Source organism: Psychrobacter sp. CX16 (assembly GCF_057396245.1).
On the sequence record NZ_JBXYJF010000025.1, the window covers coordinates 40,308 to 52,287 of the forward strand.

The window sequence follows — 11,980 nt, forward strand, 5'->3', positions numbered from 1 at the left end:
CGCTTATCATAGTCAAATTTATATCAAATGTCTTGCAGTGGTCTAAAGGTCGGCAAACGATAAATATAAAACCCAGTGATAAAGCCTATAAAGCCCAAGAACGCCATATAAAGCGCGGGCGTGAAGCTGACCTGAGTGGTTGCATAGACCAGCAGTGCTGGTAATACACCGCCGACAATGGCATAAACGCCATTATAAATAACAGATATCGAGGTCAATCGGTTTTGTGTTGGGAATAGTTGCAGCATAATAATCGGGCATAAACTAACCACACCCGCGGTAAAGCCAAGTAAGGCGTACATAATCAGCACGTAATCGGCGCCACCATATTGCAGACTATAATAAAAGGCAAACATCTGGATAACAGGGATTACCGAGCCTATCATCAGCACTCTGCCTAGATTACCTTTATCCGATAACAGGCCATAAAACAGCGTGCCAAGGATAAAGAAAAATACGCCTATTACATTGGCAGCCATCAGCATACTGGCATCGACACTAAAGCGCATTAATACCAATTGCGGTAATGCCAAGGCCACCATAATAAACATACTGGCCAAATAAAAGCTAAGCAACGAGGATAAAAATATGGCATGGAAGCGATTGGTGGTTGCCGCGCCTGATGATTCAGCCACTATCTCTGTAGAGCCCCGTTCAGCATTTTGTAATTGCTCTTGTTTAAATATCGGTGTTTCTCTTAAATAGCTGATTAAGATAACTGCGATAAAGCAAAAGGCTGATGAGCTGATAAATACGCTGCGCCAAGTGCTATTCCCTAAGTCTTCGATAGAGAACCTGTCAAACAGTCCTTTAAAGACAAAAACAGTGACCAGCACGCCAAGCAAAAAGCTTGCTGACACCGCACCCAAATACAGTCCGCGCTTAGTACTAGGTGCATGCTCACCAATAAACACCCAGCTTAATGCACTGTGTGCACCAAAGCCCATGCCTTGCACTATTCTGATGATTAAAAATAAAATAGGCGCTAGGATACCAACTTGCGCATAGGTCGGCAGGCAAGCGGTAATCAAAGAGGTAGTGGCTATAAATGAGGCGCTGACCATAAATGCCGGCTTGCGCCCCTTGCCATCACCATAGCGTCCTAATACATACCCGCCAAGCGGGCGTGCTAAATAACCGGCTGCGAAAATACCAAAGGTCTGCAGCTGAATTAATAGCGTGTTTTGGGTGCTCGGAAAGAAGGTATCGCTTAGTGTATCCGCTAAATAGAAGTAGATTAAAAAGTCAAAAAAGATAACAATATTACTGTATAGAATAATACTGAACTGTTTAAGCGGGAAATTCTTGGCAGTCATAGGCATAATAAGTGAATCCAAGAATTCATATCATTGGTGTCGTCATAATTAAAATATTGATATCTGCTAAAAAAAACGTTTAGAGTGTATCGACTATTTTTTGTATAGATAATTGGGTATATATATGAAACATATTATACCTACTACCTGATTAACAATGTTATTTTTTCCAATAGATTCGTGCTGTCAGATGTTCAAAGGCTGCTTTGATTCTAATAGATAGTATTAAAAATTGATAAAGCCGTCATAAATGATAGCAGTATTTAGGCGAATTCTATCGGCCTTTATCCTATAATCATTGACTAATGCGTATCCAAATAGAATCATACTATTTAATAGTCATTATTTACACCTGTGGTCTACGTCACATTAACAAACCAACCTCAACCGATTAAGAGAGCGTCATGTCTGTATATACTCATTTGTCAGAAGACCAATTCACCGCCTTTTGTCATGCCTTTGGCATCTCATTTGATAAAGCCATTCCCATTACCCAAGGGGTGAAAAACTCTAACTGGTTTATTCAGACCACCGAAGATATCGAAGGTGAATACTCGTATGTGTTTACCTTATTTGAGGAGCGCCCACCTGCTGATATCGAAAAAATGGCGACCATCTTAAACAGTTTAAAAGGTCAATTACCAGTTGCGGCACCGCTACCGAAAATCGCCCGTAAGCCCAATGGCGCACCGGATTACTTAATCCAATATGAAAACAAAGCCATTACCTTGGTGCCTTGCCTATCAGGTACGCATCCCAAGCAGACCACTGCCAGTATGTGCCATACTATGGGACAAGCACTGGCCAAGCTGCACAACACTTTGCAAGATTTAACACCGGCTGAAAACTATGGTGTTCCGCTTTATCCTTGGGATAAAGTCCGTGATCGCGAGATTCAGTTTATGCCCTCAGATGAGGCGCAGCTGATGCGAGATATCTGGCAGGACTATGAGGCACTGCCACTTGCCAGCCTACCGAAAGGCTTATGTCATTTAGATATGTTTGCCGATAATACTTTGTGGGATTTGAAAAATGGCAATGAGCAATTAACTGGTCTGCTAGATTTTACTGAGGTCAGTGTTGAGCATTATGTGATGGATATTGCCATTACTATTAATGACTTCTGTACCACTTGGGGTGATGCCGGTGACGGTGAGTCTGTGAATTTTAATCGGCAGAAAATGCAGGCATTTATTAGCGGTTATCAAAGTGTGCGTCCTTTAACCGCTGACGAGGAACACGCTCTACCGGTGATGCTTGCCATGGCAGCTGTTACCTTTTGGCTATTGCGCTTAAATGTGATTTTCTATAATCGTGAGCAAGGGCGTACTGGCGACAATATTATGGTCAAAAACCCTGACCTAATGAAACGTCTAGCGGCATATCACTGGAGCCAAGTTGAGAAGCTACGCAATGAACAACAAACCGTTTACGTATTAGAGCATGTCCGTTTCGATAATGACGATCGAGACAATGATCATACTGATTTTAAACTTATTGGTGTATTCGCTAGCGAGAAGGATGCGCAGAATGCCATTGAACAACTTAAAGATAAGCCTGGCTTTAAAGACTATCCAAATGGATTCCATATAGATGCCTATCCGCTTGGTCAGATTAATTGGTCATCAGGGTTCGACTAACCAATTGAGCGATAAATTATCTTTAATTATGGTTTAATTAAGGCTCTGTTTGATACCTATTAAAGCGATTAATTTTTGAATACTCAACAAGGAGCAGTTATGAGCGAGCACGTGGATAACTGGCACAAGTTGGCAAGTTACGATACCAATATTCAAGGCGAGCTGCATGCTAACCTATTGAAAAACAATGGTATTGAAGTCTCTACCCAAAGCCTAAGCGCCATCCCTGGTATGAACTCTGGCGCGGTACTTTGGGTAAAAAAAGATGATTTAAGTGCCGCAAAACAAATTTTAGAGGACATTGATGTTCTTGACGTCGATGATCCTAGCAACGAATAACGTAGTGAGTAAACCATGTGTCAATTATTAGGTATGAACGCCAATACACCCACGGATATAGGATTTAGCTTTGCTGGATTTCGTGCCCGCGGCGGTAATACCGACCACCACAGCGATGGCTTTGGTATTGCTTTTTTTGAGCCTAATGCCTGTTCACCCGACGAGGATAATCCAGCCGCGCGTGGATTAAGACTGTTCCATGATGACAAGCCAAGCTTTGAGTCACCGGTTGCAGAGCTGGTAAAGAATTACCCGATTAAAGCGCTCAATGTTGTGGCTCATATCCGTAAAGCCACTCAGGGGCATAATTGTCTTGCCAATACTCACCCCTTTGTGCGTGAAGTGTGGGGTGAGCAGTGGGTATTCGCTCATAATGGTCAGATGAGGGATGGCTTTATTAAACGCTGCCAACGCCTGCAAAGTAATGGTAATAGTGAATACTGCCGTCCGGTGGGATCAACGGACTCTGAAGCGGCGTTTTGTTATTTGATTAATCGCTTAAAATCGACCTTTAAACAGCGACCTTCAGATGAGGCTTTATTTGCCTTTTTAACCACCCAGTGCCGTTATCTTGCGGCAAATGGACTGTTTAACTGTCTGATTTCTAACGGTGATTGGCAACTCGCTTATGCCAATACCCTACTGTTTTATTTAACCCGTAAAGCACCGTTTGGAGAAGCCAAGCTTGCCGATGATGATTTGTCGATTAACTTTGGGGATGTGACCACAGACAAGGACAAGGTCACCATTTTAGTGACCGTGCCTTTGACTGAAAATGAAGACTGGCAACAGCTTGCGATTAACGAGTGTCTTGTCTTTCGAGATGGCGACATTGTGTTTCAAGACACACCAAGCCAGCGTAAGTACCTCAGTATCGAGGAAGGTATCGCTATTGCCCGTGAGGTTGGGGCAAGTGTTTAGTAGACACTAACCATTAAAACAAAACTTTGAAATGCCCTATATGACATATAGGGCATTTTTACGCAACAAACTGTCCACAACAGCGTTTAAACTTCTCGCCAGAGCCGCAAATACACGGCTGCTTTTGAGTCACCTTCAAACGAACTGTTGGGTCTAAAAAATACCATTGCTCGGATTTCGAGCCTGCTTTATCTCTGGCTTTGGCTTTGACGAAGGCAGATAACTCTGGATGAAAGCCCAATTTAAGACTGCCTTCCTCCAAAGTATGATAATAAGCATTGAACGCCACCTGCGCATGCCGTTTACCTAGTTTCGGCGTATGTTGCTTTATCTCAAGCCCTGCCCAGTTTGTCTCCTCTGCCCACATCTGTATGGCCTGTTTGTCCAAAGATGACTGCTGCGCTGGCAATGTGGTCGCCACAATATACTCAGGCAGTACTTTTACAAAAGCGCTATAACGCGAGCGCATTAACATCTCTGCATTCTCGGCCTGTTTATCACCTTGATGCAGTGGCTGACAACACTCGGCATAAGAGGGCTGTGTGACGGGCGTTTCTACCGCTGTTTGGGTAAGTAATACTCTACAAGGACAAGTCGTAGTTGGCATAATAGACCTCAGAATAATAACAACCAAAGCAGATTCAAGCTTGGTCAATAGATGGATAAATAACTGATACAAAGTGTAGCACTATATGAATCAAAACTCGCTTTTGCTCAAAAATGCTTAAAGAAGTGTTATCCCATCCATTTTTCACGTATATTAAGTGAACAGTCGTTACAGGGAACCCAACGACTTAGAGAAAAGGTGCGCGCCTATTTTGCTATAAATCATGCGTGCGCCGTTTACTGTTAACAAAATACAGGCCAATATCACATTGCGTCTCGTATTTTATTGTATGTTAAGGATAACCAATGAAAACCTCTTTTTCACCCACGTCACTACTTCGGCCACCTATGTTACTTGCAATCATATCTACCGCCGCCTTCGGCATGGCACTCACCACTTGGGGTAACTCCTCGTCAGAGGATAGTCAGAAGCCTGAAAAGACTAGCGTTAATCCCTCAGCTCAAGTTGATTCAACAGCGATGCCGTCTTTATTGGCAACCAATGCAAATCCATCAACACTAAATCTACTTTCCTCAAACAATTCGAGCAATGGATACGCCCAAGCTGCCGCACCTGCCAGCCCTTATTTGGTAGGTGTTGGTAAAGCCGATATCACTGGTGCTGCCGCAGAGACCGGTATGTTCGGTTATGCCGATGGTCAAGTGGTAGAAGGTATTAACGATCGCCTATATTCACACGCCTTTATTATTGGTGACCCAAACAGTGACAGCCGTGTTGTCTATGTGTCCGCCGATATGGGCGCCATGTTTACTTCCGTGAAGCTTGAAGTCATTAAACGATTGGCCAGCAAATTTGGTAGTGAATATAACGATGACAATGTGATGCTAACAGCGACCCACACCCATGTGGGTAACGCCGGCTATTCACATCAGCAGCTGTATCAAATCGCCAGTAATGATGACACCACCGCCGGCTATAGCACTCAAAACTTCAATGCCATCGTCGACGGTATTGTTACCTCCATTGAGCGTGCGCATAAAACTTTGACCCTAGGACGCTTGTCGTTAGCACAAGACGAGTTAAAAGGCGCAACCATTAACCGATCTATCCCTGCTTATAATAATAATCATGATGCGCATGATTATGACAGCAATGTGAACGAGACCATGACGCAGCTTCGCCTTGATACCGCTGATGGTACACCACTAGGATTGATTAACTGGTTTGCGGTGCATCCCACCAGCTTTAGTAACCAGTTTATGCATCTAAGTGCCGACAATAAGGGGTATGCCCAGTTAGAAGCTGAGAAAAAACTGGCGCCAAATTCAGACAAGCCTTTTGTCGCCGCCTTCGCCAATGCCGATGAAGGTGACGTCATTACCCGCGGTGGTAATGCCAATTCTAAACCCGGCTATCAAGGCAGTGATAATGAATGGGAAAATGTGATCCGTGATGGAGAGCTACAAGTCAACAAAGCCATTGAGCTTTGGAATCAAGGCACTCCTGTCGCAGGTCCGGTTGATTATCGAGCACGCTGGATTAATCTGAAAGGCTATCAGGTCGATGCCAAGTTCACCGATGGCGCAGGCAACAAAACCTTATGTTTGCCAGCACGCGGTTACTCTTTTGCCGCTGGTGGTGAGAATGGCCCCTCCAATATTCCTGGGATGTATGAGGGGATGACCCGTGAAAACTTCCGTATCAATGATGATATTAATAAAGTTGACCCTTCATTTTTGGGCAGTTTAACCCGAAGCATTTTTGGTATTGTCTCAACCGTGAACCAAGACGACTGTCAGGCTGAGAAGCAAGTACTATTACCGACGGGCAGCTGGGGCTGGATTAATACCGAACAACCGGTACAGTTGATGCGTATTGGTAATTTAGCCATCGTCGCTATTCCTGGTGAACCCACGACCATGGTCGGTCGCCGCCTACGTGCAGTGGTATTAGAGCAGCTAAAAGACTCAGGGGTTGATACTGTGATTATTAATGGTCTAGCGAATAATTACAGCGGCTATCTGAGCACTCGTGAAGAGTTTGCTATGCAGCATTACGAGGGCGCCTCTACCGAATATGGTCCATATCAAACCAATGCTTACCTGCAAGAATACACGCTACTTGCTCAAGCCATGCGGGATAATACCGACATCTATGACACCACTAGCCCGCCTGATTTCTCTAACAAGAGCTTTACAGAGCGTCCAGGCGTTGTCTTTGATGACAAACCTCTACAAGAAAAGTGGGGGCAAGTTCTTATTCAGCCTAATAGCAGCTACCAAGTAGGCGAGACTGCTACAGCCATCTTCCGTGGTGCACATCCTAAGAACAACTTACGCACTGAAGATACCTTCTTAAAAGTTCAGCAGCTAAAAGAGGGTCAATGGGTAGATTACTTAACCGATAGCGATTTTGAGACCATGTATACTTGGAAACGTGATGGTATCAGCTATAGCAAGGTTATGATTGGTTGGCGTATTGGAGAGCAAACGCCACCGGGCACGTATCGTCTGGTACATCAAGGCGACTGGAAGAATGGTTGGAACCAAAAGATTTCGCCATATACGGGTTACTCTAACGCCTTTACGGTGCAATAAATACTGTTCCATATAGTTTATCAATATAAAACGGATTGGAACAAAGGACTTACTGGTTATAGACAAAATAGTCAGTAAGTCCCTCTTTCTCACTATCCCTTTATATAAACGATAGACGCAAAAAAGCCAGACACTGAAGTGTCTGGCTTTTGTTGTTATAACCCGTCTTTATAAGGGTAGGGTTATAAAAGAGTTGCTTATTTAGCGACTCAAATTGAAGAGTAACTTATTTCTTTTTCCACGTTTGGCTACGTGAGAATGGACCTAAATGACCTTTCAGTTTTAAGTCGCTACCGCTTAATTGTGCGGTTAGACGATAGGTTTTACCATTTTCTGGATCAGTGATTTTACCACCGCTGTATTTACCGCCGCCATCAGCTTTTAAGCCTTGGATAACAGTACGACCAACGAACTTCTGACCTTCAGGACGCTTAGTTGAAATGATTTTACCGCTTAGCGTGCCATTAGATTCAACGATTTTAACAACTGCTTTTGGTTCGCCGTCATCATAAGTCTGCCAAGTGGTGTTAGCTAATGGATCAGCCGCCATAGCGACAGTGGCAAGACCTAGAGCTGATAATGCAAGAACTGATTGGTTGAATAATTTCATATTACGATTCCTTTCGATAGACGAGGGTTTACTTAGTTAAATTCATAAAGTAATGAATTATATTAAACAAATAACTTATCAACATGCCTTTTCTTGTATGTTGTGCAATATCTTTGCAAAGTTATTGTTTTAATTACTACTTCTTGATTCATGGTTCGTTGTATCTTATGCCAGTGTCTATAGTCTGGTCAAGACATTTTTATTCGTGAACCATGAATGACTGTATTAATTATAGAGATAAAAACCAAAAAATAAAGTTTTAAATGACCTGTTTATTGCAAACTTATATTTCAACGGTAAGAGTTATGAAAAGGGATTGTCTACTTCGTTACCAGATTGCGTCTGTCCGCTTACAATCGACTCTTTTGTTGCTGTTATGTTGTCTGTTGCATTAAGCGTACCTTCAGCATCTGCTTGCTGCAATGCGCTTACCACATCATTAAACACTTGCTTTAATTTAAGCGCCTGCTCAAGGCCTTTCTTGGATTTGGTAATATCAATATCACCATACACAATCACTTTATCGGTTTGATTCTCAAAGATAAGCTCACCGATTTGCATACTTTGATGATCATTTTCAAAAGGAGCAAATAGCTTTTTTGGGCTTGTCTCGTTCATTACGGCATTCCTTTATTGGCTAACAGAGGCTGATGATTTGACCACGCTATGGGTTATTATTGAAGAGGGAGTGTCCTCAATTCGTACGATTACATTTAAATGGGCTAAAAATAGCTGAATCTTGTCATACTGCCTCAAATAATGGGGAAATATCTCGATATTTACAGTATTATTTTCCTTGTCTGACTGCGATTTATCTTATTTTCATCACCATTTTCAAAATGAGGACACGCCCTATTATAATTAACGGTAATCAAAGCCGTTATAAAAATCTTGATGGTCTTAGTGAAAACCATTCAAGCTTATTATAAGTAGATTGGATGACAGCATCTGACATTATTTGGTTAAAAAATTATCCACAAACCAGCGTAAAATCTCAACCAATATAAGATACCACAACGGCTCATCTTCATCCTGCTCATTGGTATGCCGAGCATCGTAATCACTACGGTCGTCTATATCACTGAGCATAGTTGGTAATGACATGGGATTGGCTCTAGACTGCGGCGAAATACCTGGGAACACATCGATACCTGAACGCAGCGCCAGCTCATCAATACTAATCACCTCTACCCGTTTGGTATCGTCATTTGGCGCATAATAGGCACCGGCCTCCCCTGTCGATGGCACGTACAATGCTTTGAAGGTATGCGTTGGTACAATCACCCGCTTATTAAGCTGGGTGACTTTATTACCTCTAAAAGCCACACCGGTTACCACGTAAACGTCGCCATGCTTTTTGGTCAGATAACGGGTCACTGACTCCAAGTTTTTCCACACATAACGGTTATTTTCAGGAGTTTGCGGGATAATATTGGCTAGACTAAAACTGTCATATTGCTGACTTTCATTAGCCATATCGGCATTGGGTGCAAGATGCCCGCGGTCATAGCCTGAGCCCTTATAATCAGATAACTGCGCTCGCATACGACTTGGCAATCTGCTTTCACTATGGAAGCTGTCATCCCTAGGAATCTCTTCTGCTTGTAGCAGGCGCTCGCGGGTCAAATACTCAGCTGACCATAACGGTGTGAGTGATAAGCCAGAATATAAGGTAGCAAATCCATCAAAGCACAAAGGGACACTGTCTTTGACTAATTTATTTTGCAGTAAATCTGGCGCTATGCCGTCATAGAAATTTTGTCCACAACTTCTAAAATCAGCACTCCATGCTGTGATAGAGAAGAACAAACTTGTTATCACTACCAACAATGAGCGCAAGATAACTTGAACTGCGTTGGAACCCTGTCGTGCTTTATTGGCTATAGTATTGTGTCTACATCTTTCATTCACCACGTTTTTTACCGCCCCATACCTTGCTAAATTATCGTTCATTGCCCTACCTTTAAGCCAACAATACTACTCACTCATGCTAACCCAAAAAAGAGCATCATCCTAACAATGCATATCTTAAGAGTAAAGCGGTGCCGACGTTTAAACGTCGTTATATGACGTGTATTTATTAAGCTTTATCTCATAAGCCCATATAGTTTACTGAATTCATGATTAAACAGCACTAATTGCCGGTTATATTAGAAAATAAAGCGAAAGTGACAGCTTATGATGACAACGGGGCCGCCTTTCGGTATACTATGCGGCTATCAAATGGTGAAGTGGCCGAGTGGCTGAAGGCGCACGCCTGGAAAGTGTGTATACGTTAATAGCGTATCGAGGGTTCGAATCCCTCCTTCACCGCCAATTTGATTAACTACTCTCCTTTTATATCTTCAATATTTACCAAGCCATTTCTTTTGAAATATCATTTAAGCACCTACTCAACACCCCTTTCTCACTGATGCAAAACCTTTTTTGCTATCGGCCGTTATAATAAATACCCCTCTAATAATCCCTATCTTGCTGATATTCTGCTATTATTTCCACATTAATAGACTATTTCATGCTTTAAAAAAGGATTTTTTATGCTTGCCAAAACCTCTCTTGACACTCTAAGCTCACTACATCCAAAATCAATCAGCCGTAATGGTATCCTAGGCACCCTGACTCATTCAGGTTATGTCGCCGTGGCCAAAACTCGTGCTACCGCATTACAAGCCTTTGCTATGGTGGTGACCATTCCACGTCCTCAGTTATTCGTTGGGGAACAATCTTGCTACGAGCTTTGCGATTTGATGATTAACGAAGGTGCTACTAATATCCTTATTGTTACCGATGCGGTATTAAATAAGTTAGGCGTTCCTGAAAAAGTTACTACTTATCTTGAAAGTAAAAACATCAGCTATCACCTCTTTGATGGTATCACTCCAGACCCTACTTTTAGTGTGGTTGAAGCGGGACTAAAGGCATCTGTTGATAATAACTGTGATGCCATTCTTGCCGTAGGTGGCGGCTCAGTAATCGATGCCTCAAAAATTATTGCTATAGCTCAAGCAACCAAACGTAAGCCGCAAAAGCTAATGGGCATCTTAAAAGCCTCCAAGTGTATGCCACTATATTGCATCCCGACCACGGCGGGCACTGGCTCAGAAGCCACATTGGGTGCTGTTATTTCGGATGATAAAACCCATCAGAAGTCATTGTCGATTGACCCGCGTATGGTGCCCTTAGCATCAGCCGTAGACCCGAAGATTATGCAAGGTATGCCGCCGCATATCACTGCCGATACCGGTATCGATGTATTGACCCATGCGCTGGAGGCATGGATGAGCGCCAATGCCAGTAGCGAGACTGATTATTACGCAGCCTCTGCAGCCCGAACCGTAATGCGGTATTTACCCATTGCTTATGAAAATGGGGAAGACTTAAAAGCGCGTGAACAGATGGGCATCGCCGCTCATTACGGCGGTATTGCCTTTAACAAAGCCGGTTTAGGATATGTTCACGCTATCGCTCACCAATTAGGCGCGGTGTACGGTATTCCACATGGCCGTGCTAATGCCATTGTTTTACCTTATATTCTTGATGTAAATTGCAATGTGTCTAAAACCAGATTGGCGCTGCTCGCTAAGAAGACAGGCCTTGTAGACCCTTCAGCTGATGATGCTGAATTGGCTGATTACTTCATTACTCAGGTCAAAGCCCTGATTGAACAGGTCAATATTGACCCTATCATTAAAGGTATGAAAGAAGAAGACTTCAAGAAAATGGCCAAAGGCGCTGCGAAAGAAGTCAGTGATACTTATGCCGTTCCAAGATATTTAACCAGTAAGCAGATTGTTGCTATCTTGAAGAAGATTAAAACGGCTAGCGAAACGGATAGTCAATAAACCAAGCCAGATTTAGCTTAAGCCTTGTCTCGTCCTAAAATAGGTTGATGATTTAAAACAAGCCAGATACCCCGTGTATCTGGTTTTTTCTATGCAGAACACCCATAACTTTGATGAAACTCGAAAGGCGTTCTCATATTCAAACTC

The 11,980-nt window shown here is 42.9% G+C and carries 10 protein-coding genes and 1 tRNA gene; 6 read left to right on the forward strand and 5 right to left on the reverse strand.

The window, feature by feature from the left end; translation table 11 throughout:
- Positions 1-23: 23 nt before the first annotated feature.
- Entirely contained in the window at positions 24-1,322 is a 1,299-nt protein-coding gene (locus AC2SLM_RS09795) for an MFS transporter (RefSeq protein WP_486542491.1), read from the reverse strand.
- A gap of 398 nt (positions 1,323-1,720) precedes the next feature.
- Between AC2SLM_RS09795 and AC2SLM_RS09800 the strand changes: the two genes are divergently transcribed.
- The 3 genes from AC2SLM_RS09800 (at position 1,721) to AC2SLM_RS09810 (ending at position 4,216) form a co-directional block, all read left to right on the forward strand.
- A complete protein-coding gene (locus tag AC2SLM_RS09800) occupies positions 1,721-2,956 on the forward strand; it encodes a homoserine kinase (protein WP_486553551.1) in 1,236 nt (411 codons plus the stop codon).
- A gap of 99 nt (positions 2,957-3,055) precedes the next feature.
- A complete protein-coding gene (locus tag AC2SLM_RS09805) occupies positions 3,056-3,295 on the forward strand; it encodes a hypothetical protein (protein WP_486553552.1) in 240 nt (79 codons plus the stop codon).
- Between the two features lie 15 nt (positions 3,296-3,310).
- On the forward strand, positions 3,311-4,216 hold the full coding sequence (locus tag AC2SLM_RS09810) for a class II glutamine amidotransferase (protein WP_486553553.1): 906 nt from the start codon (positions 3,311-3,313) through the stop codon (positions 4,214-4,216).
- A 58-nt stretch (positions 4,217-4,274) separates the two neighbouring features.
- On the opposite strand, the gene AC2SLM_RS09815 is transcribed toward AC2SLM_RS09810, so the two are convergent.
- Positions 4,275-4,823: a YchJ family protein gene (locus AC2SLM_RS09815; RefSeq protein ID WP_486553554.1), complete on the reverse strand. Its 549-nt coding sequence runs from the start codon at positions 4,821-4,823 to the stop codon at positions 4,275-4,277.
- 305 nt (positions 4,824-5,128) lie between these two features.
- Here AC2SLM_RS09815 and AC2SLM_RS09820 point away from each other — a divergent pair, with 305 nt between their 5' ends.
- Positions 5,129-7,381 (forward strand): neutral/alkaline non-lysosomal ceramidase N-terminal domain-containing protein, encoded by a 2,253-nt coding sequence (locus AC2SLM_RS09820; protein ID WP_486553556.1) that lies wholly within the window; start codon positions 5,129-5,131, stop codon positions 7,379-7,381.
- A 226-nt stretch (positions 7,382-7,607) separates the two neighbouring features.
- Here the strand turns inward: AC2SLM_RS09820 and AC2SLM_RS09825 are convergent, their stop codons facing one another.
- From AC2SLM_RS09825 to AC2SLM_RS09835, 3 genes are all read right to left on the reverse strand, one after another.
- On the reverse strand, positions 7,608-7,991 hold the full coding sequence (locus AC2SLM_RS09825) for a DUF2147 domain-containing protein (protein WP_486542505.1): 384 nt from the start codon (positions 7,989-7,991) through the stop codon (positions 7,608-7,610).
- Positions 7,992-8,294: 303 nt separating this feature from the next.
- The gene (locus tag AC2SLM_RS09830) at positions 8,295-8,609 is read right to left on the reverse strand and encodes a hypothetical protein (protein ID WP_486553558.1); all 315 of its coding nucleotides are present in this window, start codon (positions 8,607-8,609) and stop codon (positions 8,295-8,297) included.
- A gap of 336 nt (positions 8,610-8,945) precedes the next feature.
- Positions 8,946-9,944 carry a DNA/RNA non-specific endonuclease gene (locus AC2SLM_RS09835; RefSeq protein WP_486553560.1) on the reverse strand — a complete coding sequence of 333 codons (999 nt, stop codon included), beginning with the start codon at positions 9,942-9,944 and terminating at the stop codon, positions 8,946-8,948.
- Positions 9,945-10,216: 272 nt separating this feature from the next.
- Between AC2SLM_RS09835 and AC2SLM_RS09840 the strand changes: the two genes are divergently transcribed.
- Positions 10,217-10,307: transfer RNA gene (locus AC2SLM_RS09840), tRNA-Ser, on the forward strand.
- A gap of 221 nt (positions 10,308-10,528) precedes the next feature.
- Complete coding sequence (locus AC2SLM_RS09845; protein ID WP_486553562.1) at positions 10,529-11,833, forward strand: iron-containing alcohol dehydrogenase; 1,305 nt, start codon at positions 10,529-10,531, stop codon at positions 11,831-11,833.
- The last annotated feature ends 147 nt before the right edge of the window (positions 11,834-11,980 follow it).

Coding starts and splice junctions, on each gene's coding strand:
- AC2SLM_RS09795 (WP_486542491.1), bottom strand. CDS start 1,322: ATGCCTATGACTGCCAAGAATTTCCCGCTTAAACAGTTCAGTATTATT.
- AC2SLM_RS09800 (WP_486553551.1), top strand. CDS start 1,721: ATGTCTGTATATACTCATTTGTCAGAAGACCAATTCACCGCCTTTTGT.
- AC2SLM_RS09805 (WP_486553552.1), top strand. CDS start 3,056: ATGAGCGAGCACGTGGATAACTGGCACAAGTTGGCAAGTTACGATACC.
- AC2SLM_RS09810 (WP_486553553.1), top strand. CDS start 3,311: ATGTGTCAATTATTAGGTATGAACGCCAATACACCCACGGATATAGGA.
- AC2SLM_RS09815 (WP_486553554.1), bottom strand. CDS start 4,823: ATGCCAACTACGACTTGTCCTTGTAGAGTATTACTTACCCAAACAGCG.
- AC2SLM_RS09820 (WP_486553556.1), top strand. CDS start 5,129: ATGAAAACCTCTTTTTCACCCACGTCACTACTTCGGCCACCTATGTTA.
- AC2SLM_RS09825 (WP_486542505.1), bottom strand. CDS start 7,991: ATGAAATTATTCAACCAATCAGTTCTTGCATTATCAGCTCTAGGTCTT.
- AC2SLM_RS09830 (WP_486553558.1), bottom strand. CDS start 8,609: ATGAACGAGACAAGCCCAAAAAAGCTATTTGCTCCTTTTGAAAATGAT.
- AC2SLM_RS09835 (WP_486553560.1), bottom strand. CDS start 9,944: ATGAACGATAATTTAGCAAGGTATGGGGCGGTAAAAAACGTGGTGAAT.
- AC2SLM_RS09845 (WP_486553562.1), top strand. CDS start 10,529: ATGCTTGCCAAAACCTCTCTTGACACTCTAAGCTCACTACATCCAAAA.